The sequence below is a fragment of the Bacillus sp. AR2-1 genome, from assembly GCF_008368755.1.
In the GTDB taxonomy this organism is placed as follows: domain Bacteria; phylum Bacillota; class Bacilli; order Bacillales; family Bacillaceae_G; genus Bacillus_A; species Bacillus_A wiedmannii.
In genome coordinates this window covers 70,444-95,178 of sequence record NZ_QORY01000035.1, presented here as the reverse complement: position 1 = coordinate 95,178, position 24,735 = coordinate 70,444, and the positions used below count along the sequence as shown (strand labels likewise).

The 24,735-nt window shown below is 36.1% G+C and carries 25 protein-coding genes and 1 pseudogene; 20 read left to right on the top strand and 6 right to left on the bottom strand.

The genetic code is table 11. The features are described from left to right. Positions 1–135: 135 nt before the first annotated feature. A complete protein-coding gene (locus DT250_RS29110; RefSeq protein WP_000637510.1) occupies positions 136–447 on the top strand; it encodes a YbjQ family protein in 312 nt (103 codons plus the stop codon). 503 nt (positions 448–950) lie between these two features. Then, positions 951–1,097 (top strand): hypothetical protein, encoded by a 147-nt coding sequence (locus DT250_RS31920; RefSeq protein WP_000498635.1) that lies wholly within the window; start codon positions 951–953, stop codon positions 1,095–1,097. Between the two features lie 96 nt (positions 1,098–1,193). On the opposite strand, the gene DT250_RS29105 is transcribed toward DT250_RS31920, so the two are convergent. The 4 genes from DT250_RS29105 to DT250_RS29090 all read right to left on the bottom strand — a co-directional run bounded on the left by DT250_RS29105 (position 1,194) and on the right by DT250_RS29090 (position 4,650). Further along, positions 1,194–1,499, bottom strand: a complete 306-nt coding sequence (locus tag DT250_RS29105) for a hypothetical protein (RefSeq protein ID WP_088610007.1) — start codon at positions 1,497–1,499, stop codon at positions 1,194–1,196. A 56-nt stretch (positions 1,500–1,555) separates the two neighbouring features. After that, positions 1,556–2,746, bottom strand: coding sequence for an MFS transporter (locus DT250_RS29100; RefSeq protein WP_149214193.1), 1,191 nt, complete (start codon positions 2,744–2,746; stop codon positions 1,556–1,558). 70 nt (positions 2,747–2,816) lie between these two features. Continuing rightward, complete coding sequence (locus DT250_RS29095; protein ID WP_088121492.1) at positions 2,817–3,497, bottom strand: FadR/GntR family transcriptional regulator; 681 nt, start codon at positions 3,495–3,497, stop codon at positions 2,817–2,819. A 160-nt stretch (positions 3,498–3,657) separates the two neighbouring features. Next, the gene (locus tag DT250_RS29090) at positions 3,658–4,650 is read right to left on the bottom strand and encodes a zinc-dependent alcohol dehydrogenase family protein (RefSeq protein ID WP_149214192.1); all 993 of its coding nucleotides are present in this window, start codon (positions 4,648–4,650) and stop codon (positions 3,658–3,660) included. Positions 4,651–4,967: 317 nt separating this feature from the next. On the opposite strand from DT250_RS29090, the gene DT250_RS29085 reads away from it, so the two are divergent. Together DT250_RS29085 and DT250_RS29080 are read left to right on the top strand one after the other, a co-directional pair. After that, entirely contained in the window at positions 4,968–5,504 is a 537-nt protein-coding gene (locus tag DT250_RS29085) for a DUF4352 domain-containing protein (protein WP_149214191.1), read from the top strand. Positions 5,505–5,583: 79 nt separating this feature from the next. Continuing rightward, a complete protein-coding gene (locus DT250_RS29080; RefSeq protein ID WP_149214190.1) occupies positions 5,584–6,168 on the top strand; it encodes a hypothetical protein in 585 nt (194 codons plus the stop codon). 66 nt (positions 6,169–6,234) lie between these two features. Here DT250_RS29080 and DT250_RS29075 read toward each other — a convergent pair whose 3' ends face one another. Continuing rightward, on the bottom strand, positions 6,235–6,375 hold the full coding sequence (locus DT250_RS29075; RefSeq protein ID WP_000273536.1) for a YflJ family protein: 141 nt from the start codon (positions 6,373–6,375) through the stop codon (positions 6,235–6,237). 154 nt (positions 6,376–6,529) lie between these two features. On the opposite strand from DT250_RS29075, the gene DT250_RS29070 reads away from it, so the two are divergent. Continuing rightward, positions 6,530–6,892 carry a hypothetical protein gene (locus DT250_RS29070; RefSeq protein WP_016136590.1) on the top strand — a complete coding sequence of 121 codons (363 nt, stop codon included), beginning with the start codon at positions 6,530–6,532 and terminating at the stop codon, positions 6,890–6,892. Between the two features lie 26 nt (positions 6,893–6,918). Here DT250_RS29070 and DT250_RS29065 read toward each other — a convergent pair whose 3' ends face one another. Next, positions 6,919–7,104 carry a YhzD family protein gene (locus DT250_RS29065; protein WP_149214189.1) on the bottom strand — a complete coding sequence of 62 codons (186 nt, stop codon included), beginning with the start codon at positions 7,102–7,104 and terminating at the stop codon, positions 6,919–6,921. A gap of 208 nt (positions 7,105–7,312) precedes the next feature. Between DT250_RS29065 and DT250_RS29060 the strand changes: the two genes are divergently transcribed. The 15 genes and pseudogenes from DT250_RS29060 to glpK all read left to right on the top strand — a co-directional run bounded on the left by DT250_RS29060 (position 7,313) and on the right by glpK (position 24,641). Continuing rightward, on the top strand, positions 7,313–8,554 hold the full coding sequence (locus DT250_RS29060) for a metallophosphoesterase family protein (RefSeq protein ID WP_149214188.1): 1,242 nt from the start codon (positions 7,313–7,315) through the stop codon (positions 8,552–8,554). After that, positions 8,551–11,475: an ATP-binding protein gene (locus tag DT250_RS29055; RefSeq protein ID WP_149214187.1), complete on the top strand. Its 2,925-nt coding sequence runs from the start codon at positions 8,551–8,553 to the stop codon at positions 11,473–11,475. The genes DT250_RS29060 and DT250_RS29055 overlap by 4 nt, the downstream gene beginning before the upstream one ends. A 41-nt stretch (positions 11,476–11,516) precedes the next feature. Then, positions 11,517–12,461 carry a 3'-5' exoribonuclease YhaM gene (gene yhaM, locus DT250_RS29050; RefSeq protein WP_000726648.1) on the top strand — a complete coding sequence of 315 codons (945 nt, stop codon included), beginning with the start codon at positions 11,517–11,519 and terminating at the stop codon, positions 12,459–12,461. A gap of 675 nt (positions 12,462–13,136) precedes the next feature. After that, positions 13,137–13,946 (top strand): hypothetical protein, encoded by an 810-nt coding sequence (locus tag DT250_RS29045; RefSeq protein WP_149214186.1) that lies wholly within the window; start codon positions 13,137–13,139, stop codon positions 13,944–13,946. A 696-nt stretch (positions 13,947–14,642) separates the two neighbouring features. Continuing rightward, entirely contained in the window at positions 14,643–15,587 is a 945-nt protein-coding gene (locus tag DT250_RS29040; protein WP_149214185.1) for a ring-cleaving dioxygenase, read from the top strand. 45 nt (positions 15,588–15,632) lie between these two features. Beyond that, entirely contained in the window at positions 15,633–16,610 is a 978-nt protein-coding gene (locus DT250_RS29035; protein ID WP_088080549.1) for a ring-cleaving dioxygenase, read from the top strand. 249 nt (positions 16,611–16,859) lie between these two features. Continuing rightward, positions 16,860–17,948 carry a response regulator aspartate phosphatase gene (locus DT250_RS29030; RefSeq protein WP_149214184.1) on the top strand — a complete coding sequence of 363 codons (1,089 nt, stop codon included), beginning with the start codon at positions 16,860–16,862 and terminating at the stop codon, positions 17,946–17,948. Further along, a complete protein-coding gene (locus DT250_RS29025; protein WP_149214183.1) occupies positions 17,948–18,196 on the top strand; it encodes a hypothetical protein in 249 nt (82 codons plus the stop codon). The genes DT250_RS29030 and DT250_RS29025 overlap by 1 nt, the downstream gene beginning before the upstream one ends. Before the next feature lie 239 nt (positions 18,197–18,435). Further along, complete coding sequence (locus tag DT250_RS29020) at positions 18,436–19,308, top strand: alpha/beta fold hydrolase (protein WP_149214182.1); 873 nt, start codon at positions 18,436–18,438, stop codon at positions 19,306–19,308. Between the two features lie 76 nt (positions 19,309–19,384). After that, positions 19,385–19,585: a sporulation YhaL family protein gene (locus DT250_RS29015; protein WP_000449224.1), complete on the top strand. Its 201-nt coding sequence runs from the start codon at positions 19,385–19,387 to the stop codon at positions 19,583–19,585. A gap of 194 nt (positions 19,586–19,779) precedes the next feature. Then, positions 19,780–20,631: a DUF2935 domain-containing protein gene (locus DT250_RS29010; protein ID WP_044444076.1), complete on the top strand. Its 852-nt coding sequence runs from the start codon at positions 19,780–19,782 to the stop codon at positions 20,629–20,631. A 360-nt stretch (positions 20,632–20,991) separates the two neighbouring features. Further along, positions 20,992–21,441: pseudogene (locus tag DT250_RS29005) on the top strand (helix-turn-helix domain-containing protein). An 88-nt stretch (positions 21,442–21,529) separates the two neighbouring features. Continuing rightward, positions 21,530–22,090 carry a glycerol uptake operon antiterminator GlpP gene (gene glpP, locus DT250_RS29000; RefSeq protein ID WP_000394296.1) on the top strand — a complete coding sequence of 187 codons (561 nt, stop codon included), beginning with the start codon at positions 21,530–21,532 and terminating at the stop codon, positions 22,088–22,090. Between the two features lie 226 nt (positions 22,091–22,316). Further along, a complete protein-coding gene (gene glpF / locus DT250_RS28995) occupies positions 22,317–23,138 on the top strand; it encodes a glycerol uptake facilitator protein GlpF (protein ID WP_088610017.1) in 822 nt (273 codons plus the stop codon). Positions 23,139–23,150: 12 nt separating this feature from the next. Beyond that, complete coding sequence (gene glpK, locus DT250_RS28990) at positions 23,151–24,641, top strand: glycerol kinase GlpK (RefSeq protein WP_097890536.1); 1,491 nt, start codon at positions 23,151–23,153, stop codon at positions 24,639–24,641. Positions 24,642–24,735 lie beyond the last annotated feature (94 nt).

Genomic DNA, 24,735 nt, shown 5'->3' with positions numbered 1-24,735 from the left:
TAATAGCCGTTTCATTCTTACAAAATTGTCACACTCCTGTAAGGTAATTCAATAGATTAGATACTTTTTCTGTGTCATAATAAAGACATAAGAAAGCGCATTAAAAAACTACAACATATTAGGAGAGTGTCAGTCATGATTGTAACAACAACGTCTGGAATTCAAGGTAAAGAAATTATTGAGTATATCGATATTGTAAATGGTGAAGCTATTATGGGTGCAAATATTGTCCGCGACTTATTCGCTTCCGTTCGTGATGTTGTCGGTGGTCGTGCTGGTTCTTACGAAAGCAAGCTAAAAGAAGCTCGTGATATCGCAATGGATGAAATGAAAGAACTTGCAAAACAAAAAGGTGCGAACGCTATCGTTGGTATTGACGTAGATTACGAAGTTGTTCGTGATGGAATGTTAATGGTTGCTGTAAGTGGTACAGCTGTACGTATATAAGTAAATAAAAAAACAGGCTCCCCCTTGAAGTTCATGCTTTGAGGGGATTTTTTTGTTTCATGACTACAGTTAAAATGAAGAAGAGCTGATGGCGAATGTACTGGCTCGCTAAAATGATATAACCGCTTAAGGGATAAGCTGAAAAACACTATACTGTACATATGTTTAAAATAAGCAAAACGTTATTGTAAAAAATGCTAGGATTGCTCCTAGCATTTCGTGAGGGGGTATTGCACGGGAATTTAGATAATAAGCAGACGTACCTGCTTATTTCAAATGTAGTATATATTGTTTTCAAGGAGAAAAGTAAGAAATACAACAATCTTTATATATGTTTAACGAGAGTGTTAACTTTATGATAAATAATAAAATTGTTATTTGAGGTAAGGAGAGAAATAATGGTATGAATAACTTTAGAGGGTGTATAGTTTATAGAAATAAACGATTGAGCATGTAAAGAGTTGTATTACATAAAATTTATAATGAATAGAGGGGGTTACATTATGTTTTGGTTAGGATGTTTTTTAGGATATATTGTAGGTTCAGTTATTACATGTGCTCTACTTTACTATGGGTATAGATCCAATGAAAATAAAAAAGCGGATATACAAAAGAGGGAGGAGAGGAAAATCAATAAAAAAGGTGTATAGGATGTGGAAGGTAAGGTGATAACGTTGATGCAAAAATAAAGGACAGTACATATTGTATATGACTACTATGTACTGTCCTCACTTATTTCTTTTGGATTATGAAAAATTATTTCCTGTCTTGCTATAAATTTCATAGGCGAAATAACCAAATAAATAGCCTATTCCAGACCCTAAACTAATGGAAAGCAGTGAGAAGTCCAGGAAAAACATACCGAAAATTAAACCGATCATACAGCCGACAAGCATTCCCATAGGTATTAAACTATCTAATAACAGTTGAGCTTTTTGAGATTTTTTCTTACCTAATTTTCCGTTCTTATATTTATGTTCCAATCTTTTAATTACAAATACTACAATTCCACCAACTATTACAACAGGCGCGATTGCCGAAATGAACCACATGTTAGAAGCTCCTTTCGCTTTTTAATTAAATTATACCATATATTAACATTTTAAATTTAAGCGGAGACAAGATCTTCTGCATTTCTATTCCTTTTATTCATGACTAAAGTTAATGGGAATAAAAGGAAGCTTAAAAGTGCCATTATAATAAAAACTTGCGTATAACTATTAAAATAGTCACGAGCGATTCCTGCTAGGACAGGAATGAATCCGCCCATAATATATCCTCCTGATTGCATCATAGCAGTCCATGCACTCGCATCTTCTGAAGTTTTTGTTTCATATAGCGGTAGCATAAGAGCGAGTGGAAATACGCCGCCGAGCCCGATACCTAGTAAAATAGAAGGGACCCATGGTGTAGTTAATGGGTAAATCATAAGCGATAAACCTACGAGTACAAAGCATATACTCCCTAATAACCAAAGTGCTCTGTTTTTATAAATATCTGCTAATGTTGGAATTAAAAAGCTGCATATCATTTGAATCACTGTAAAAACAGTTATAAGAGTCCCCGCTTGTTCGCTACTCACACCCATACTTTGATTTGCCGGCGCAAGCCAAGTCGTAATGGAATAAAAGATTCCTGATTGTATCCCGAAAAAGATTGTGAACAACCATGCTTTTTTATTTCTTAAAGGTAAGCTATTATTCTTTTTATTTTGTGTACTCGTATTCTTTTTTCGTTTCATAACGGGATACCAAAACATAATAGCGATAATAGTAAGTACACCCCAAAAAGCGAGTGCCATATTCCAATCGTCTTTTAATACATGTTGTAAAGGAATCGTTAACCCTGCACTTAAAGAAGCACCAGTTCCCATACCTACTGAATATATGCCAATCATTAAGCCGATTTTCGTAGGGAATTTTTCTTTAATAAACCCTGATAGTAACGGGCCTGCAAGTGCAATTCCAATACCGATAAATAAAGAGCTTGTGAATAATGTGGAAATAGGAAAGGTAAAAGCTCTCATACATGTTGCCAAGCCAATTAAAATAAGACAAGCCATAATTGATTTTTCGGCCCCGTATTTTTTAATTACCTTCCCAGTCAGTAAGGCGAATGTCCCCATACAAAAAACAGGAATAGCTGTTAAAAAGCTAACGGAAAAATTGCTTATATTTAAGTCTTGTCGGATTGTTTCTAATACAGGTGAAACAGATGTAATTCCGATACGTAAATTAATAGAAACAAAAAATAGTGCTAGTATATATAAATAAGTTCGTTCTTGATGTTTCAATTTCATTTTCTCCTCTCTTAAACATCAGATGTTATTCGGTATATCATCTGATGTTTGTGTGTAATAGATAAGGAGCTTATTTCAGCTCCAAATTTTGAACGGCGTATGTTCGTGCCTCTTCGGCATTTTGTTTAAAAATAGCTTGGAATAACTTTTCATGAATGTCAGAGTTATCTTCATAGTCCACTGTATTTAATATGAATTGGCTTAAAATGTGGCGAAGGGCAGGTACGAAAGATTGATACAAATCAAGTAGAACTTCGTTTTTGCTCGCCTTTGCAATGGCTAGATGAAACTGAATGTCTGCATCTATGTATGCTACATAATTTCCTTCTTGAAGGGCATGTTTTCTTTTATTCAAATGTCCTTTTAAGTATAAAAGATCCTCGTCGCTTCGGCGCTGTGCCGCTAACATCGCCACTTCTTTATCTAACATATTTCGTGCTTCATACACATGATTTATATTAGCTGCTTGCAGTCGTTTTTCAAATGAATCTTGCGTTGTATTGAGTGAGACAATACGAGTACCTTGTCCTTGTCGAACTTCTAATATGCCAGCATGTACTAATATCTTTATGCTTTCTCGCAGTGTTGAACGTCCTACCCCTAACTCTTCCATTAACTGCGGCTCTGTAGGGAGGCGATCACCAACTTCATACTCGCCAGAAAAGATTTTCTCTTGTAGACGTTCCAACACTTCATCGACTAATTTCCGCCGAGAAACTTTTGAAAAAGATTTCTTTTCGTTCATATTCATCTGCTCATCTCCTGTTATATTCGTTTTTATGATAACCAATTTAAGTTCGGTTGACAATGTTATTTTTTAGGTAGTTGAAATGGGATACTAAAATAGGGTTTATAAGACATAAAAAAATCTATTTTGAAAAAATCAATCAAAATAGATCCTTCAATTGCATTTAATAGCTCGTCAAAAACACTTTCCCTTTCGTTTTCTCAGCAGACTGCACAACATCAACCGCACTTTTCACATCTGCTAAGTCATACGTAGAATGGACTTTCATAAAATGTAATTGTTTGTTTTCCACTAAGCGAATTAAGTGACGAAACGTTTCTTGCCATTTATATGGTGATACTTCTTTATTCCAATGTCGTAAATGAAATATGTTCGCGTGCACTTTTGCTTTCGTGACAATCTCTGCCCAGTTCACTTGTATTCCTGATAGAAGACCAATTGTTAAAAAGTGCCCGTTTGGACGTAAGGAAAAAGCTAATTCATTTCCATCTGTTCCTCCGATAGAGTCAATCGCAGCATCTGCACCGAGCCCGTTTGTTAATTCCATAACTGTTTCATAAAGCGGGGCAGTGGAGGTATCAATTACATACTCAGCACCAAGGCGTAGTAATTCTTCTGTATGCTTATTATTTCTTGTAACAGCAATTAATCGGAAGTTTAAAATTTGTGATAACTGAGCAAAAAGATGACCAATAGCGGATCCACAAGCGTTCACTAATAAAACGTCATCCTGTTTTAAATTTAGTGTTTCTGTACATGTAACCCAAGCTGTAAGGGGATTAATATACATTTGTGCCGCTGTAAAATCATCGATAGAATCAGGGATAGGGACTACAAAGTCAGCTGATGTTGTAACGAACTCTTGCCAGGTACCATCTCCGCGTAACGGTAAAACACGTTTACCGATAAGGTCTCTAGAAACGAAAGAGCCAACATCTTCTACAATGCCAACACCTTCATAACCAGGTATGCTAGGTAAAGGGATTCTATGTGCGTACGCTCCGGTTACTGGAATTAAGTCAGATGGATTAATCGGCCTAACTAACATACGAACTAAAACTTCATTATCTTTTAATGGTTCTATATTTTTATATTCAACTTGTAATACATCTTTTGGGTTACCAAACTTGTGAAATTGAATGTGTTTTCCGTGCAAGATAAATGTGCCCCCTTAGTTTGATTGGGTTTATTATAGCACTTTTGGTAGAGTGCTTATTTTGTTAAATGTATAAAAGGAAACGTACAGAAATAGTTCGATGAAAAATGGAAAAATTTACAGTTATAGAAAGGAAACAAGAGTTTTTTGTCATTAAAAGGTGCTTTTCCATCCATATAAAAGTAAAAAAACGAAATATCCCTTGGAATTTCGTTTTTTTATTTTTTCTGTTCGACAAAATACGACACAATAAAAACGGGTCATCTGATATTATGATTTTTGTAAATCTTACATATTGTTATTGGAGGAACTGTTTAATGGGTAAAATATTTAAGTTTGGGTGTTTAGGGTTTATCGGTTTAATCGTACTAGGTATCATTGCAGCATCATTAGGTGGTGGAGATGATAAGAAAGAACAGTCTTCTACTGAATCAAAGCAAGAAACTACAGCTCCAGTGGCTAAAGAAGGTGAGTCTTCTAACGTTAAAATCGCTGTAGGGTCTGTTGAATCTGTAGATTCTGTAGGTGGCGAATATTTAAAAGAAAAAGCACAAGGTATGTTTAAAGTAGTTGAAGTTACAGTTACAAACAATCAAAAAGATGCTATCACTGTTGATGCTAACAGCTTCAAATTAGTTGATAATAAAGATCGTGAGTTTACTTACTCTACACAAGCCCAAACAGCTTTTGATGTAGGTAACGGCGGTCAGTCTGATTTCTTCTTAAAACAACTTAACCCTGGTTTATCTCAAACAGGTAAAATTATCTTCGATGTTCCCGCTGACGCACAAGGATTAGTTTTAAAAGCTCGTGGCGGTATGACAGGAAAAGAAATTAAATTAAAAGTTGAATAGTTAAATAGTTAAAGGCACTCGGATGAGTGCTTTTATTTTGCCTTCACAAATACAATTACGCATAAATGGAGGAATCGGCATGAACAAAAAGGTAATCGGAGGAATTTTAGGTGTTATTGTAATCATCATAGCTCTTGTGAGTATGAACGTATTACAACAAAACGCTAAAGAAGCCGAGGAAAAAAAGAAGCGTGAAGCTAGTTATGTTCAAGCAGCAGTGGAATTTTATAATAATATCGAACTAATGGGATTTGTTGCTGATCTTGTTTTACCACAATATTCACAAGCCTGGTCTAAAGCTATTGATGATCGCCGAGATTTTAATATAGCTGTAAATGCTAAGAAAAAATCAAATGATACAATAATCTCCCAAGCATCTGTAATATATAATGATATGGAAGGGCAATTAAAAACTGTTTCTGAAGCTGCAAAAGAAAATCCAGATAAATATAAAGAGCTTTATGATGAATACAAAAAAATGTATGGAACTATTACATCTTTAAAGGAACAAACTGAATCACCTAGTGGGACTCTAATGACATTTAACCAAAATGCAAATATGTTATTTCAGGAATACAAGAAGTATAAAGGGAATATAGATGTGGCTGTATCTGAGGATATAAAAAGTGAAGTTGAAAAGATAAAAGAAAAAAACAAGAAATAATTAAAATCGTAATTGAAGTTTTCAAAAGCAAGAAGCTACTTTAAAAGTAGCTTCTTCTATTTTTTATTAAGCCGAAGCCTTCTTCATTCTCTCAAGTAAACTAGATAACACATGCGTACGATATGATTCTAGTTTTTTACCTTCGTAAGTACGGATACCTAATTTTTTAAGTTCTTTTACATACCAACCTTTGCTTCCGAAATACATGTGATCGCTCCCCTTCAACTTTGTTTTTATTTGTTCTGATTGCATATGGAGGTACAGGTAATATAATGAAGGAAATGAATTTCGCTCGAAAATGGTTAACTTTGTTGCAAAAGACATATATACTAAGGATAGTATATAACGAGGTGGGCAAGACGTGATTATAGAGAAGCACGAAATTCAAATTGACCAAATTACGAGCGGTAAAGTGAATATCTTTACTTTCTATAGGAATAGAAAGCAAGTTGATGATCATTTTTTACGATTGCAAGAACCATCGCTTACAGCAAACTACTTCTTCCATTTTCATTTTGATGCAGAGAGCTTGCATCTACTGCAGGAAGAGTTTCCGAGCGTATATCCGTACGACGGTAGTGAAACGATTCACGACTGGACGGAAAAGATGAAAGCAGAATTGCAACATCAGATCCAAACAGGAAAATGGAATAAGCGCGTACGTATCGGTAATCGCATTCTAGATGTGGTGTTTACGTGGTGTGACGAAGATATAGTAGAGTGAAAAAGAAGCGGATGACGCTTCTTTTTTTAGCGCTGGAATAAAACGAGCTTACCTGCAGAAGATGTGCAGCGATGTGTTTTTCCATACAATCCTTTTTCTTGTAAAATAGATTCACCTTTTGCTTTCGCTTCTTTTTCAGTTGCCGCCTCGAATGATTCGTCTAATACTTTAGAACCATCTTTTTCAAAGACTGTTAGAACGTATACTCCCATGAAAATTCCCTCCAATAATAAAAATCAGAATCTTATAACTATTTTGGCATAAATCGCTAGAATATGCAAAGAAATATATGACATTGCGTGTTACAATAAAGTGAAACTTTAATCATCGGGGAGTTATTCATTCCCGATGATTATTAGTTTTCAGCAATTTTAATATTGATAAAATGAAACTTTTGAAATATAGAAAGGATCGTTATTTGTGAAACAAGTGAAGTTTATACATGCGGCTGATTTGCATTTGGATAGTCCGTTTAAAGGAATGGGGATGAATGTACCGCAGTCTGTTTGGGAGAGAATGAAGCAGAGTACGTTTGAATCGTTCGAGCGTATTGTTGATAAAGCGATTCAAGAGCGCGTTGATTTCGTATTACTAGCCGGGGATTTGTATGATGCGGAGACGAGAAGTTTGAGAGCGCAAGTGTTTGTGCGCGAGCAAATGAAGAGACTGTCGCAGTATGATATCCCTATTTTTATTATTCACGGTAACCACGATCATTTAGGGGGAAGCTGGGCAGCAATTGAGTTTCCGGAAAATGTTCATGTGTTTACGGAGCCTTATGTAGAAGAGAAATCATTTTATAAAAATGGTGAGTTATTAGCTTCTATTTACGGGTTTAGTTATTTGCAGCAAGCGGTAACGGATAATATGACAGCGCAGTATACGAAAATGAGTGATGCGCCTTTTCATATTGGTATGCTTCACGGAAGTGTGGAAGGAGATGCAGAGCATAATCGTTATGCACCGTTTCAAATTCGTGAGCTGAAAGAAAAGCAGTTTGATTATTGGGCTCTTGGTCATATACATAAACGTGAAATTTTATCAGAAGAGCCGTACATTATTTATCCAGGTAATATACAAGGGCGTCATCGTAAGGAAACTGGAGAGAAGGGCGCGTACCTTATTGAACTTACGAAACAAGGAACGCATACTTCATTTTTCCATACGGCAGATGTTGTGTGGGATGAGATAGAAGTGAATATTGATGGACTTGAAACTGTTGATGAACTTATGACGAGCGCATCGAGTGCGATGAATGAGTGCCGAAGAGAAGAGGAAGGGACGCTACTTACTGTCGTATTTACAGGGCAGGGACCACTCTCTCCTTATTTACGTGATGAAAAACGTGTGGAAGAGATTTTTCATATTTTAGCAGCTGGCGAAGAGCGAAAAGACTTCGTATATGCGATGAAGTGGAAAAATGAGACGGTTTCTTTTGCGGAAATCGAGCGTTTGAAAGAGGAAAATCATTTCGTCGGTAGTGTGCTAAAAGAGCTAGAAGCTTTCACCAATATGGACGGCGTATTGCGCAGTATTTGGACATCTCCTGTAGCGCGTAATAGTATTGAGTCTTTTACAGAAGAAGAGAAGAAAGAGATTCAAAAGGAAGCAGAAAATATTATTTTAGAGCAATTATTCCAGCAAGAGAGGGATAAGAAATGAGAATTGAAAAACTCCATATTTATGGGTACGGAAAATTAGAAAATGTGGAAATGGATCTGTCAATGCTGACAGTGTTATACGGTGAAAATGAAGCGGGGAAATCGACAATTCGCTCATTTATGAAAAGTATTTTATTCGGTTTTCCAACGAGAGGACAGCGCCGTTATGAGCCGAAAGAAGGCGGCAAGTATGGCGGTACGATGACTGTGCAAACAGAGAAGTACGGCCGTTTGAAAATTGAACGGTTGCCAAAGACGGCAGCTGGTGAGGTGACCGTGTATTTTGAAGACGGGAAAACGGGCAACGAGGAAATTTTACACGATATATTAAGCGGGATGAATGAAAGTTTATTTGAATCTGTCTTTTCATTTGATATGCACGGTCTTCAAAATATTCATCAGCTAGGCGAAGCGGATATCGGAAATTATTTATTTTCAGCAAGCGCAGTTGGAAGCGATGCGTTATTACAGCTAGATAAAAAGCTAGAAAAAGAAATGGATCAGCGCTTTAAGCCGAGTGGACGTAAACCAGAAATTAACGTATCACTGCAAGAGATGAAGAAGCTTGAAGAGAAGATGAAAGAGTGGCAAGGGAAAATTGGCACGTATGAAAAGCAAGTGGAGCAGTTAAAAGAAAGTGAAGAGCAGCTAGCTTTTGTTCGTGCGGAAAAAGAGAGTGCAGAAAAGCGAAAGCAAGATTATGAAATATTAGCAGTGCTAGAGCCTCTCGTTATTGAAAAGCGTGCGCATGAGAAAGTGTTAGAAAACGAGAGCGGGCAGTTTCCTGTAAACGGGATGGCGCGCTATGAAGCGATTAAGGCGAAGATAGAGCCGCTTCAATTACAAGTGGATTCACTCCATAAGAAAATAGAGAGTGTGCAAACGGAAATTGAATCGATTCAAATAGATGAAGAATTTTTACAAAAAGAAAGTTATGTAGAAGAACTTCGTATGCAGCATATGTCTTACGAAAATGCACGCCAAGAAATGCGTGATATAACAGGAACGATTACGAATATAAAAGAAGAACTGACAGAATTAGAGCAACAAATTGGTGCTACTTTTGAAAAAGAAACAGTTCTTTCGTTTGATATGAGTTTGGCAACGAAAGAGTTAATTACGCAAACGGTGCAAAAGGCGCGCGAACTAGAAACGCAAAAAGTACAGCTTGACGATCGTTTCAAAGTAGCGCAGGAGCAATTAGAAGAACAAGAAGAAAACATAAGACAGGTTAAGCACCAAATGTTAGCGGATGAAGAACGAAATACGCTAGTTGAGAAAGAAAAGTCATTCCAAGATGCGGCGTTTATCGGTATGGGCGCAGAGAGAATGAAGCGCAAGTATGAAGAGAAGGCAGGAGCGGCAGTGCAAAAGAAAAAACAGTGGCAAAGAGTTTGTCTTCTGTTACTTCTTATTAACACAGGCGTTTTATTCACAAGCTTATTTATAGACAACCGCCCGCTCTTATTTATTAGTGTCATTGTTTTTGTAGGGATTGTTCTTGCCCTTGTTTTATATAAAGATCTGTCAAGTGGATTACAAGAAGAGCTTCTTACTCTTCAGCAAAGTGCTGGTGGGAGACAAAGTGAAGAAGCAATGTCAGTTCGTTATCAATTAGAAAAAGATGAAGAGATACGTAAATTATTTGAGCGTGAGTCGTATAAGTTACAGCAAATGGAGCGAGCTTATGATAAAGTCGTTTCATCGTATGAGGAATGGGAGAGAGAAACGTTCCGCATTAGCGAACAAGTAAATGTGTATAAAGTGCGCTATATGTTCCCTGAATTTTATACGTATGCACACATATTGCCGGCGTTTGAGCGTATGGAAAAAATGCAGCAATTATATCGCGAGTTAGAGAAACAAAATGAGCGGAAATCTTCATTATATGAAATGATTTCGCAATTTGAACATAAACTAGAAACTGTTATCGGTAGTGCGGAATATAGTAAGCTGCACGAGGCGCAAAGCCGTATGCAAAATGAGAAAGAAAAGCGCCAAACTTGTAAGCAGTTAAAAGAGAAGCTTGTGGAATGGCAAGAAGAATATGAGTTCATGCAAGAGCAATTGAAACAACTGTTAGTAGAAAGAGATAGTTTATGGCATATCGCACATTCTACAGATGAAGAGATGTTTTTAGAAGCAGGTAAACTGGCAGAAAAACGTGAAGATGCTGAGCAGCAAGTCGGGCGTTTATTACCGCAAATTGATCTGTTAGAACAGCGTTTAACGAGTTTATCATTAGCTGAACATTATGAGGCTGACGGTTATGATGAAAAATTAAAGCAAGAAATGACAGCTGCGCAAAATTGTCTTATGAAAGAGAAAGAACTGACAGAGCGTATTGCGAAACATCGTATGGAAATCGCGAATTTAGAAGAAGGTAGTACGTACGGTGATTTACTGCACGAATGGGAAATGAAAAAAGCGCAAGTGCGTGAACAAGTGAAGAAGTGGGCTGCTTATGCGGCCGCGAAGACAGTATTAACGAAAACGAAGCAATATTATCATGAAGTACATCTTCCTCGTATTTTACAAAAATCAGAAGAGTATTTCGTCTATTTAACAGGCGGACGATATAGTAAAATCTTTTCACCGTCAGAGGCAGAACCGTTCATCGTTGAGCGTAATGACGGTATGCGTTTTTACAGTCATGAACTAAGCCAAGCGACAGCAGAGCAGTTATATTTATCGTTACGATTTGCGTTAGCGAAAACGTTTGAGCATGATTATCCATTTATTATTGATGATAGTTTTGTACATTTTGATGCGGTAAGGACGAATCGTACGATTGAACTAATAAAGGAAATTGCGAAAGATAGACAAGTCATCTTCTTTACATGTCATGCGCATTTACTAACGTATTTTACAGAAAAACAGATTATAAAATTAGTGCGTAAGCGTAAAGAAAATGAGTTGTAGTGTGCTATACTAAAAGTAATTGATATGGTGGAGGAATTCGAATGAAAAAGAAAATTGCAGAATATGAAGTTGGTGAACAAGTCGATGTTTTCTTGTTAATTAAAACAGCGACAAAAGGTTTAGCAAGCAATGGAAAACCATTTTTAACAGTAATTTTACAAGATCCAAGTGGAGATATTGAAGCGAAGCTATGGGACGTATCGCCAGAAGTTGAGAAACAATATGTAGCAGAAACAATCGTTAAAGTAGCTGGTGATATTTTAAACTACAAAGGACGTATTCAATTACGTGTGAAACAAATCCGTGTTGCGAATGAAAATGAAGTAACAGATATCTCGGATTTCGTAGAAAAAGCCCCAGTGAAAAAAGAAGATATGGTTGAAAAAATTACGCAATACATATTTGAAATGAGAAACCCGAACATTCAGCGTCTAACAAGACATTTGTTAAATAAGCATCAAAACGAATTTTTAGAATATCCAGCAGCGACGAAAAATCATCACGAGTTCGTATCTGGACTAGCTTATCACGTTGTATCAATGTTAGATCTTGCGAAAGCAATTTCTGCACTGTACCCATCGTTAGATAAAGACTTACTATATGCAGGCGTTATTTTACATGACCTTGGTAAAGTAATCGAATTATCTGGTCCAATTTCCACAACATACACGTTAGAAGGAAATTTACTAGGCCACATTTCTATTATGGTGAACGAAATTGGTAAAGCAGCAGACGAGCTACAAATCGATGCAGAAGAAGTATTAATTCTTCAACACATCGTCCTTTCTCACCACGGAAAAGCAGAATGGGGTAGCCCAAAACCACCATTAGTAAAAGAAGCAGAAATTCTGCACTACATCGATAACTTAGATGCAAAAATGAACATGATGGACCGCGCATTAGGACGCACAAAACCAGGTGAATACACAGAGCGTGTCTTTGCACTTGATAATCGTTCGTTCTATAAACCGACGTTCCATAATTAATAATGTGAATCAAATGGCCTCATTAAGTGTTAATAAGCTTAGTGGGGCTGTTTTTTATTGAAAATGAAATAAAGTGAAACTTTAATCAGTGGGGGTTTTCTTCATCCCCTACTGATTATTAGTTGAACCAATCGGACTTTTATGGGCAGTTGATCCCCCACCTAAATTCTTTGCTTTCGCTGAATTTTGAGGTGGGGGTCTTACTGCCCATTAAAGCGGGATAAAATAGTTAAGAAGTACGCATGGGTGTAACGAAGAACTAATAAAACATATCTTGCCACTAGAATGGGAGCATATCAACTTTTTAGTTGAGTGTCGATAGAATATGACAGATATTAAAGCTAGAATCCCTTCAGCCTTTACAACAGGTCTAAAAATAACAGCCAAATTTTATGTTGAAATTTGTTTAAAGTATATTTTCATTACAAGGTGGGTGATCCCCATCTCCATCAAGCTAAGATTATATAAGTTACATTTCACGTGAAATTTTTTTGGTTCTTTCTTTTTTAATATGCACCTAATTGATTTAAGTTTCTAATTATACAAATAACTTTGACTATAATGGTAACTTCTTGTAAAATTACATACATATGAAGGGGATTTTTGGATTATTTTAGAAAGGTCTAGTATTTTTTAAATGACAATAGGATTTGAAGAGGGAGAGACAAAAATACCATGAAATATTTGAAGAAAAAATCGGGGAAAATTTTATTAGCAACTGGATTAGCATTTTCTATGGCAGCTTGTGGTGTAACTGATAACAAAGAAAAAACAAACGCTGAATCTAGTAAACAACAAAACAATAATAATAATGATTCAAGCAATAATAACAATAATAGTAGTTCAAACAACTCTAATGGCAATAATAACAGTAACGGCAATGCAAATAACTCTAATGGCAATAATAACAATAACAGCAATGCAAATAACTCTAATGGCAATAATAACAGTAACGGCAATGCAAATAACTCTAATGGCAATAATAACAATAACAGCAACGCAAACAATTCTAGTGGTAATAATAACACTAATACAAATAATGAATGGGGCACTAATAATAGTAATAATAACTCGAATAATAATTCAAACAATAATCAACAAAAACCTAATCAAAATCAAGAGCAATCTGCTACAAGTGTAACTTTAGAACAACATGGGATTATTGTTACAGTTCATAAAGTTGAACAAGCTGATAATATAGTTCGTGTGAAGTACACAATTAATAACACTACAAACCAAACTATTTTTTCCGGTGCACCTGGGGCTAAAATAGAACAAAACGGAAAAAGTACAATACCATCAGATTTCAAAGGGAATTGGGATCAAAGAGGATATATTGCCCCACATACAAGTGTAGATGGAACAAACCTTTATTCATTGAGCGAAATAACAAATGAATTTGACTTTAAAATTAGACCTGATTTTGAGGATATAAAGAATAATCCACCCGTTGATAGTTTTATTTTAAGGGTAAAAATGTATTAATGAGAAATAAAATAATAGAAGATCAAACTAGATAGTTTTTCTAGATTGATCTTCTTATTTTATATTCCCCTTCATTGCAACACTTTTGCAGTATCCCCTTGCTCAAATCATCATAAACGTGATACATACTTACTTCCTATTTAGGGGAGCTGAAGCACGTTTTCCAATCTTTAAAGCAACTCTTCAGTTTCGTTCGGATGAACAAATAGAGTGGGAAACGGATTGGAAGATGGAGTGTTCGCATCACTCTTATTAAATTCCGCTCCAATTAGAAGGAAGAGATATGATAATAATTATGTTAGAGGGATGTTACAGCTGATGCGGAAATGGATACATGAAAACGTAAGGAAAAGTTTATAAAAGACTTAGCGTTGTAAATCCACATTTTTATGAGGCTATCCCATATAGAAATTTATCATTCTCCAGTTCAAAATGTTATGCAATAAAAAATATCTCGAATTTGAGATAAATAACTTGCTTTTTAATCACTTGAGCTGTAAAGTGATAGTAACGAAAGTGATTGAGTCATATGAAAAACATATACTCAGTTGCTTTCGATTAAAAAAACGAAGTAACTTATGCAGTAAAAACTAAGATGAATTTACAAAAATATAATGAGAAAAAATTGAAAAGCTAAGAAGCATATTATTTTTTAGGTATCACTTGACTAGTAAAATGAAAACGGAGGAATTATCAATGTATGAAATTAAAGGTCATCATCATATTTCAATGGTTACGAAAAACGGAAGTGAGAATAACCATTTTTATAAAAACGTGCTTGGTTTACGTCGTGTGAAAATGACGGTAAACCAAGATGATCCGTCCATGTATCACTTATTTTACGGAGATAGAACAGGAAGTCCAGGTACAGAATTATCATTTTTTGAAATGCCTTTAGTAGGAAAAACATACCGTGGTACGAATGCAATTACTCGAATTGGATTACTCGTTCCGTCAGAGGAAAGCTTACATTACTGGAAAGAACGATTTGAGAAATTTGATGTGAAACATAGTGAAATAACAACATATGCAAATCGTCCTGCTTTGCAATTTGAGGATGCTGAAGGTCTTCGTCTCGTGCTACTCGTTTCAAATGGGGAGAAAGTAGAGCACTGGGAAACTTGGGAGAAATCAGAAGTTCCTGCACAGCATCAAATTCAAGGAATGGGTTCTGTGGAAATGACAGTGCGTAGACTTGATAAACTGGCGAGTACATTAACAGATATATTTGGTTATACAGAGGTTAGCCGAAATGGCGAAGAAGCGATTTTCCAATCTATTAAAGGAGAAGCTTTTGGAGAAATCGTTGTGAAATATTTAGATGGTCCTACTGAAAAGCCAGGCCGCGGTAGCATTCATCATTTAGCAATTCGTGTAAAGAACGATGCAGAGCTTGCTTACTGGGAAGAACAGGTAATACAAAAAGGTTTCCATTCTTCAGGCATTATCGACCGTTTCTACTTTAAAAGCTTATACTTCCGTGAATCAAACGGAATCTTATTTGAAATTGCGACAGATGGACCAGGATTTACAGTTGATGGAGATGTAGAGCATTTAGGAGAAAAACTTGATTTACCGCCGTTCTTAGAAGATCAGCGAGCAGAAATTGAAGCGAAATTAGCACCTATTGAAGAGAAGTAATAGAAGAGAAAATATAAATTTAAAAACCCATTGGAGGAATATAAAATGAACCAATTAAAAGGAATTCACCACGTTACAGCAATTACAAGTAGTGCAGAAAAGAACTATGAGTTTTTCACTCACGTGTTAGGAATGCGTTTAGTTAAAAAAACAGTAAACCAAGATGATATTCAAACGTACCATTTATTCTTTGCAGATGATAAAGGTAGTGCAGGAACAGATATGACATTCTTTGACTTCCCAGGTGTTCCAAAAGGAGTACACGGTACAAATGAAATTTCAAAAACTTCATTCCGTGTTCCAACTGACGCAGCGTTAGCGTATTGGGTGAAACGCTTTGACCGTCTTGAAGTGGAACATACAGGCATTAAAGAGCAATTTGGTAAGAAAACTCTTTCTTTCGTTGACTTTGATGATCAACACTATCAATTAATCTCAGATGAATTAGATAACGGGATAGAATCAGGTACACCGTGGCAAAACGGTCCAGTTCCATTAGAATATGCAATTACTGGCTTAGGCCCTGTATTTATCCGCATTTCAAACTTTAGTTTCTTTAAAGAAGTGTTAGAAAAAGTTCTATTATTTAAAGAGATTGCGCAAGAAGGAGAATTCTATTTATTTGAAGTAAACGAAGGCGGAAACGGTGCTTCTGTCATTGTAGAACATAATACGGTTCTTCCAGAAGCACAACAAGGTTTTGGTACAGTGCACCATGCCGCATTCCGCGTAGAAGATCGTGCTGTATTAGAAGAATGGATTGAGAGAATAGGTAGCGTTGGTCTTCCGTCATCTGGATATGTAAATCGTCACTTCTTCGAGTCATTATACGCAAGAGTTGCACCACAAATCTTATTTGAATTTGCAACAGATGGCCCAGGATTTATGGGAGATGAGCCATACGAAACACTTGGCGAAAAATTATCATTACCTCCGTTCCTAGAGCCAAAACGTGAAGAAATTGAAAAATTAGTTCGTCCAATTGATACAGTAAGAAGCACGAAGGAATTTATTAAAGAGTAAAAGTAGAGATAGTAGAGCAAGTAGTTTTAGCTGATAGCTGAAATTGCTTGCTTTTTTATTTGTTCCATTAAGTTTTCTGACAATTGTTTCTCAAGTTATCAAAAAGGAAAAAATTGGTATAATTCATTTAAATTATAAACTTTCTGATAATTATTTTTCAATACATAGAAAAGAGGTGATACTATACAATTTTGATAATTGTATAAATATCCTAATTTTGTAATTTTAGGGAAAAGGGGATGCGAGTGTATGGGAGTAGATGTAGTAACAAGGGAGCAAATGAAACATTCTTTAGATGATTGGTATCGTGTAATGTTGCAGCAAAACATAGAGAAAGCTACGGAAATGCAAGAGGAGATTGAAAGTAAGATTAGTGGGTTGGATGTGGATCAGGATGTATTGCTTTATCATGCGTTATTGAACTTTAGATATGATGCATTAGTTGATTGGATTGGGGTTAGAGAAGATAGTTTTGATAAAGTGGAAGCTTTCGAAATTCCAACAGAGGGCTTTTTAGCTTATTATTATCACTTTTTCAAAGGATTTCATTGCACATTAATTTCAAATTATAACGAAGCGAAACAGCAGTACGAACAAGCTGAGAAGTTATTGAAATATATTGCAGATCCGATAGAACATGCGGAGTTTAATTATCGGATGGGGAATTTCTATTATCATTCCTATCAACAAATCAATGCGATTGATTATTTGAAAAAAGCAAAAGAAGATTTTACGAAGCAACAAGGATATGAGATTAATTTTGCTTTATGTGAGAATATTTTAGGGTTATGCTATGTTGATTTAAATCAATTTGAGTTAGCGGAGGAGATATTTAATCACTCACTAAATATTTTTCAGCAAATTGATCATGAAAAATATATTTTAATGGTTAGAAATAACTTAGGATTGCTATATGCAAATCAGAATTTATCAGAATTAGCAATTCAGCATTTATCCGAAGTAACAAAGAAAGCTCCTAATCATTTTAGAGCACTTTACTTGGAAGCTGATGAATATTTAAAAATAAATGAATTTGAAAAAGCGAGTGTCATAATAAGTAAAGGATTACATATTTGTAATCAGTTGAAGAATCAAGAATATCAATCCCGATTTATGGTTTTAAGTGAAATGAATACAAATGTTGATGCATTAGAGGAGGCTGTTATAGCGGGAGCTTCTTACTTTGAAAGAGAAGAGTTGTTTGACTGTATTCAGGAATATACAGAACGCTTAGCAGATAAATTTTATAATGTAAACAATCATGAAAAGGCTAGTAAATACTATCGCATGAGTAACGAATCAAGGAAAAAACAGGTGGCAAAAGGGGCGTTAAAATAATGAGAAAAATTGTGTTAACAGTAATTGGATTTGCATTTATTTTTTCAGTTTTAGGTTCCCACAATTTTAATGCTGTTGCTTTTAATAAGGGAGACACAGGTGGAGCGCCAGCAAGACCAGACTATGTTAGCTTTAATAAGGGAGACACCGGCGGAGCGCCAGCAAGACCAGACTACGTTAGCTTTAATAAAGGAGATGGCGGAGCACCAGCAGATAATAGAGGAGACGGCGGAGTAAGCCAACTATAATAACAAAGAAAAGGACTTCAACATGAAGTCCTTTTCTTTGTTATGAGGCCATGCAGATAAAAGAATTGACTTACTTTAAATATGTAACTATAATAGTTACAAAATAACCATCACTAATAGAAGTGAGTAATATTTTTTTAATATAATTGTAACTAATTTAGTTACAATTAAAAATAATCATAAAACAACCAAATAATGTAAAAACTTTAAATAGCAACAAGAGAAAGGAGACGGGAATTTTGAAACGGTTTAAATTTTATTTTATTAGCGGTATTGCGCTCGTTTTGTTAATCGTATGTAACTTCGTTGATAAGCCGATTGCAAAGGTTGGAGAAGTGAAAAATACTGTTATGATGAAGCTGAATACGAAAGAGAGTATGGCGCAAATTGATGGACAGACGATTTATTTTAAGCAAATTGGTGAGGGCAAGCCGCCTTTACTTATGCTTCACGGGTTTGGTGGTTCATCTGATGGGTTTAGTGATATTTATCCGGAACTTGCACGAGATCACACGATTATAGCGGTTGATATTTTAGGATTTGGACGTTCTTCGAAGCCGGTTGATTTTCAGTATTCGTTTCCTGCGCAAGTGAATTTATATTATAAGTTAATGAAGAAACTCGGATACGATCAATTCGCAGTACTTGGTCATTCGATGGGCGGAGAGATGTCTCTAAATTTAGCGTATTTATATCCGGATGCAGTAACGCATCTCGTTTTAGCGGATTCTACAGGGATCGAGTCTTTCCAGCAAAAAGAAAGCTATGAAGTGCCGCCGCTATCAACGGATTTACAAACTGTAACAGAGATTACAGATTATAATAAAAATGCAGTGAAAAATAGTCGCGACGATAAAGAGCATTATGATCAACTGACGAAAATGAGAGAGCGCCGCATCGCGATGGAAGCCGATAAAATTAAGGTGCCGACTTTAATTATATGGGGACGACACGATAAGAGCGTTTCTTGGAAAAATGGTGAACTGTATCATGAGCTATTTACGAATAGTACGTTCCATATCATTGAAAAAGGATACCATGCACCGTTTCGCCAGGAACCAATAGAGTTTATGGAATATGTACAAGCGTTCTTCGCGAAGAATCCACAATAAATTTTAAGCATAAATCCACTTCTTTCCTCATACAGTGAAACTAATAAGGCTTGTCTAAGGAAAGGAATGAAGTACAGTGGAAACTTTACCATGGTGGGTGTATCTTGTAATCGTCGGGATCGTATTAAGTGGCTACATGGTTTTATATACTTCAAAAAAAGAGCAAGATATGGATAATGAGTTTATCGAAAAAGAAGGCGAAGTGTATATGAAGCGTTTAGAAGAAGAGCGAGAGAAACGGAATCAGGATACTGATAAGGATTCGGTATTGCTTTAATAGAAATTTTGAAAGGCTATCACCTAGTAGAATTTTATATCTAGGTGATAGCCTTTTTCTTCTGGGGGAGCAGGTTATATAAGTTTAACTTTACATGTATACGAGATTCATCATGAACTTTTATAAATGGTATTTATATATTTTTTTACTCATAAGAATGGAACTAGCGCAGTATTTACTGGGGGGGATTAACAATGCATAGGGATGAAACATCATTACATCCTGATACAGGTGTTACATCTGTAATGTTTGTTGAGCGTTCATTAAATGAAATTCGTTTTTGGTCTAGAATCATGAAGGAGCATTCTTTTTTTCTTCGCTTAGGGTTTAGATGTGAGGATACTCAACTAATCGAAGAGGCTAATCAATTTTATCGATTGTTTGAACATATCGAACAAATAGCGCATTCCTATACAAATGAAACAGATCCTGAGCAAATAAAAAGATTTAATTCAGAAGTACAACAAGCCGCAACTAATATTTGGGGATTTAAACGAAAAATTTTAGGATTAATTCTCACATGTAAATTGCCAGGACAAAATAACTTTCCATTGTTAGTTGACCATACCAGTAGGGAAGCTGATTATTTTAGAAAACGTTTAATACAATTAAATGAAGGTAAATTAGATGCTCTTCCTGATGCTATTATTAAAGAAAATGTTTTCTTTTTAAGGATTATGGCAGACCATGCTAAATTTATTGGTCATCTTCTTGATCCATCGGAAAGAAAGCTTGTAGACACAGCGCGGAATTTTAGCAATGATTTTGATGAATTGATGTATCAAGCAATTGACTTAGAATCTATGAAACCACAATCTCAAACAGTCCCACTTTTAGATCAATTTTTAGATCAAAATCGTGTGTCGGTTGCATCTCTTCGGGATTTTAAGAAAACAGCACGTGATTTAATTGAGCAATGTAAAATAAAGAGTATCATTCATCCATTATTAGCAGATCACGTTTTCCGTGAAGCTGATAGATTTCTTGAAATAATTGATATGTTTGATACTCATCTTACAAATATTCAATCACAACCTAGATATTAGAAGATAAGGAAAGATACTATTTTACTTTCAGCTGAGAAGTTAACAATTTATTGTTAGCTTCTTTTCTTTTTGATGAAAAAGTTTAAAAATGAAACTTTGCGTTATTCTTTCTGGAGAATGATAAGAAGGAATAGCGTATTTTTTTATGTCTCCTCCTGTATTTACTAGTGTTCATTAGTTGTATTATTGTTCGGGAAATTATTATAGAAGAAAAGTATATAAAACCAGCGTGATATAAAGTATGAAATAGCGCCATTTTACTATGTAACGCACAAGTTGCACCACCTAAGCAATGACAACTCGCTTTACTCTTCATCAGTTATTTGCCCATACTAGACGTAGAGAGGTGATAAACACAGTATGATTTTTAGTGAACGCTTGAAACGAGAACGAGAAAAACGAAATTGGTCGCAACATGATTTGGCTGAAAAAATTCATGTAAGTAGACAATCTGTTTCGAAATGGGAGACGGGAAAGAACTAACCGAGCATTGAAATTATTATTCATCTAAGTGGTCTGTTCGGTATTACGATTGATGAGTTATTAAGGAGCGATGAAGAGTTGACGCAAAAAGTAATTAACGATAGCAAACAATTAGCATATCCAAAATGGAAGGTGTTTTTCGATAGTTTATTTATGATGGGCGTATTTTTATTTCTTACAAAAATCGTTGTATGGATGTTAAATAAGCTTGCCGGAGCGAGCATTACACTTGTAGCAGATGCACCGTATGTAATGAATTTTTTACCCCTCATATTAATGGTTATAGGTGGCACGGGTTCTGATAAGTTGAAGAAAATATATAGATAGAGGAAATAATTTCCCCACACTAGCTGTTCTTTCTACTCAAATTGTGTACTATAAAGGATAGGATGACATAAAGAAGGGGACATTTAGAATGGAATTTCATGAACAGAAGATTTTGCCGGCAGTGAGGCAAATTAAAGATTTGGAAAAGCTATTACATAGTTCATATGAGTATATTGTTATTTTAGATATTCATGTTGGTCAATTGAAGAGTGTTGTGTCACTTGCGAAGCAGCATAGTAAAAAGGTGTTTTTACATGTTGATTTGATCCATGGATTACAAAGTGATGGGCATGCGACGGAGTTTTTATGCCAAGAATATAAACCGTACGGGTTACTGTCGACAAAGGCGAGCGTGATTATGAAGGCGAAGCAAAAGGGTGTCGTGTCAATTCAACGCATCTTTTTAATTGATTCTAGCGCGATGGAAAAGAGCTGTAATTTGCTAGAAAAGACGAAGCCGGATTATATAGAGGTGCTCCCTGGTGCGCTAACGGATGTGATTGCTGAAGTGAAAGAGCGTACTGGTGTCCCGATTTTAGCGGGTGGTTTCATTCGTACTGTGCAAGATGTTGAAAGAGCTTTAAGTGCTGGTGCGACAGCAATTACGACATCAAAAAAAGAACTATGGAAACATTACCAAAAAAAGTGACGAAAATGTGAAAAAATTCTGTTGACACCGCTTTCATGAAAGGTTAACATTATAGACAAGTTAATAAACGTGACGGAGAAAAGAAGAGATCCACATTTTATTGTTTCTATATATTTTTATATAGAAGCATGTAAGCTGTGGATCTTTTTCTTTTGAAAAAACGAATGGCCATTCATTTTACCTCTATCACATTTGAACGCATTTAAATTGATTGTGGAGGGATTTTATGTCAGCATTTTTAGGGGAATTAATAGGGACAGCGTTGTTAATCGTACTTGGTGGCGGCGTTTGTGCTGGTGTAAGTTTAAAGAAATCGTTTGCGAAAGATTCTGGATGGATTGTCATTACAATGGGCTGGGGCTTAGCGGTAGCGGTAGCAGCGTACGCGGTTGGATCAATTAGTGGGGCACATTTGAATCCGGCTTTAACGATAGGACTAGCATTTAAGGGAGCGTTCCCATGGAGTGACGTACCAGGTTATATCGCAGCACAAATGATTGGGGCAATTATCGGGGCAGTTATCGTATATTTACATTACTTACCACACTGGAAAGAAACAGAAGATCCAGGAACAAAGTTAGGCGTATTTGCAACAGGTCCAGCAATTCCGAACACATTTGCAAACCTTTTAAGTGAAATGATTGGAACATTCGTTTTAGTATTTGGTATATTAGCAATTGGAGCAAATAAATTTGCAGATGGTTTAAATCCATTTATCGTAGGTTTCTTAATTGTAAGTATTGGTTTATCATTAGGTGGAACGACAGGATACGCGATTAACCCGGCTCGTGATTTAGGTCCGCGTATCGCACACTTCTTCCTTCCGATTGCAGGAAAAGGCGGTTCGAACTGGAAGTATGCATGGATTCCAGTAGTTGGTCCAATTCTAGGTGGATCACTTGCAGGATTATTCCATCAAGTTGTATTTGAAGGAAAACAAAATGCAGCACTTATTTATGTGATTATTGCAACTGTGATTGTACTAGCAATCTCTTATATGACAAGTAAAAAAAGTGAAAGCACTACAAATAGTAGAAAAGTAGCATAGGGGGAAACCATTATGAAAAAATATATTCTTTCTTTAGACCAAGGAACAACTAGCTCACGCGCAATTCTTTTCAATAAAAAAGGTGAAATTGTTCATTCAGCTCAAAAAGAGTTTACACAACATTTTCCAAAGCCAGGCTGGGTAGAGCATAACGCACAAGAAATTTGGGGATCTATTTTAGCAGTTATCGCAACTTGCTTAAGTGAAGCAGATGTAAAACCAGAACAAATCGCTGGTATCGGTATTACGAACCAACGTGAAACAGCGGTTGTATGGGATAAAACGACTGGAAAACCAATTTACAACGCAATCGTATGGCAATCTCGTCAAACAGTTGAAATTTGTGATGAGCTAAAAGAAAAAGGTTATAGCGAAATGGTTCGCGAAAAAACAGGTCTTTTAATTGACGCATACTTCTCTGGTACGAAAGTAAAATGGATTTTAGATAACGTTGAAGGTGCAAGAGAAAAAGCAGAAAACGGCGATCTATTATTCGGAACAATTGATACGTGGCTTGTATGGAAATTGTCTGGCGGTAAAGCGCACGTAACGGATTACTCAAATGCATCACGTACATTAATGTTTAACATTCACGACTTACAGTGGGATGATGAGCTTCTAGACATGTTAACAGTGCCAAAGAGCATGCTTCCAGAAGTACGTCCATCATCTGAAATATATGGAGAAACAATTGATTATCACTTCTTCGGTCAAAATATACCGATTGCAGGTGTAGCTGGTGACCAACAAGCAGCATTATTTGGACAAGCTTGTTTCGGTGAAGGTATGGCGAAGAACACGTACGGAACTGGTTGCTTCATGTTAATGAACACAGGAGAAAAAGCAGTAGCTTCTGAGCACGGCCTATTAACAACAATTGCATGGGGTATAGATGGTAAAGTAAACTACGCATTAGAAGGAAGTATTTTCGTAGCAGGTTCTGCAATTCAATGGTTACGTGACGGAATGCGCATGTTTAAAGATGCAAGTGAGAGTGAAGTGTACGCATCACGCGTTGCATCAACTGATGGTGTATACGTGGTACCAGCATTCGTTGGACTAGGAACACCTTATTGGGATAGTGAAGTACGCGGCGCTATGTTTGGTGTAACGCGCGGTACGACGAAAGAGCATTTCATTCGTGCAACACTAGAATCTTTAGCATACCAAACGAAAGATGTATTATGTGCAATGGAAGCAGATTCAGGTATTGAACTGAAAACATTACGCGTTGATGGTGGAGCGGTTAAAAATAACTTCTTAATGAAGTTCCAAAGTGATATTTTAGACGTTCCTGTAGAGCGTCCAGTAATCAACGAAACGACAGCTTTAGGTGCAGCGTACTTAGCTGGTCTTGCGGTTGGATATTGGAAAAACCAAGATGAAATTAAAGAACAGTGGCATATGGACAAACGCTTTGAACCAACGATGGAAGCGGAAACAAGCGAAGAGCTATATGCTGGATGGAAAAAAGCGATTGAAGCAACAAAAGCTTTCAAATAATCATAAACAGTGTTATAATGGTGACAAGTTAATAATTCGGTAGGAGATTTGGAGAGACCACAACACGCTATAGAGGCGAAATCTATAGCGGAGT

What these genes read in the sequence shown, in the direction of transcription:
- DT250_RS29095 (WP_088121492.1), bottom strand. Translation starts at nt 3,497, where the DNA reads ATGAATATGAACGAAAAGAAATCTTTTTCAAAAGTTTCTCGGCGGAAA.
- glpF (WP_088610017.1), top strand. Translation starts at nt 22,317, where the DNA reads ATGTCAGCATTTTTAGGGGAATTAATAGGGACAGCGTTGTTAATCGTA.
- glpK (WP_097890536.1), top strand. Translation starts at nt 23,151, where the DNA reads ATGAAAAAATATATTCTTTCTTTAGACCAAGGAACAACTAGCTCACGC.
- DT250_RS29105 (WP_088610007.1), bottom strand. Translation starts at nt 1,499, where the DNA reads ATGTGGTTCATTTCGGCAATCGCGCCTGTTGTAATAGTTGGTGGAATT.
- yhaM (WP_000726648.1), top strand. Translation starts at nt 11,517, where the DNA reads ATGAAAAAGAAAATTGCAGAATATGAAGTTGGTGAACAAGTCGATGTT.
- glpP (WP_000394296.1), top strand. Translation starts at nt 21,530, where the DNA reads ATGGAATTTCATGAACAGAAGATTTTGCCGGCAGTGAGGCAAATTAAA.
- DT250_RS29065 (WP_149214189.1), bottom strand. Translation starts at nt 7,104, where the DNA reads ATGGGAGTATACGTTCTAACAGTCTTTGAAAAAGATGGTTCTAAAGTA.
- DT250_RS29055 (WP_149214187.1), top strand. Translation starts at nt 8,551, where the DNA reads ATGAGAATTGAAAAACTCCATATTTATGGGTACGGAAAATTAGAAAAT.
- DT250_RS29075 (WP_000273536.1), bottom strand. Translation starts at nt 6,375, where the DNA reads ATGTATTTCGGAAGCAAAGGTTGGTATGTAAAAGAACTTAAAAAATTA.
- DT250_RS29080 (WP_149214190.1), top strand. Translation starts at nt 5,584, where the DNA reads ATGAACAAAAAGGTAATCGGAGGAATTTTAGGTGTTATTGTAATCATC.
- DT250_RS29100 (WP_149214193.1), bottom strand. Translation starts at nt 2,746, where the DNA reads ATGAAATTGAAACATCAAGAACGAACTTATTTATATATACTAGCACTA.
- DT250_RS29025 (WP_149214183.1), top strand. Translation starts at nt 17,948, where the DNA reads ATGAGAAAAATTGTGTTAACAGTAATTGGATTTGCATTTATTTTTTCA.
- DT250_RS29035 (WP_088080549.1), top strand. Translation starts at nt 15,633, where the DNA reads ATGAACCAATTAAAAGGAATTCACCACGTTACAGCAATTACAAGTAGT.
- DT250_RS31920 (WP_000498635.1), top strand. Translation starts at nt 951, where the DNA reads ATGTTTTGGTTAGGATGTTTTTTAGGATATATTGTAGGTTCAGTTATT.
- DT250_RS29010 (WP_044444076.1), top strand. Translation starts at nt 19,780, where the DNA reads ATGCATAGGGATGAAACATCATTACATCCTGATACAGGTGTTACATCT.
- DT250_RS29085 (WP_149214191.1), top strand. Translation starts at nt 4,968, where the DNA reads ATGGGTAAAATATTTAAGTTTGGGTGTTTAGGGTTTATCGGTTTAATC.
- DT250_RS29045 (WP_149214186.1), top strand. Translation starts at nt 13,137, where the DNA reads ATGAAATATTTGAAGAAAAAATCGGGGAAAATTTTATTAGCAACTGGA.
- DT250_RS29030 (WP_149214184.1), top strand. Translation starts at nt 16,860, where the DNA reads ATGGGAGTAGATGTAGTAACAAGGGAGCAAATGAAACATTCTTTAGAT.
- DT250_RS29040 (WP_149214185.1), top strand. Translation starts at nt 14,643, where the DNA reads ATGTATGAAATTAAAGGTCATCATCATATTTCAATGGTTACGAAAAAC.
- DT250_RS29110 (WP_000637510.1), top strand. Translation starts at nt 136, where the DNA reads ATGATTGTAACAACAACGTCTGGAATTCAAGGTAAAGAAATTATTGAG.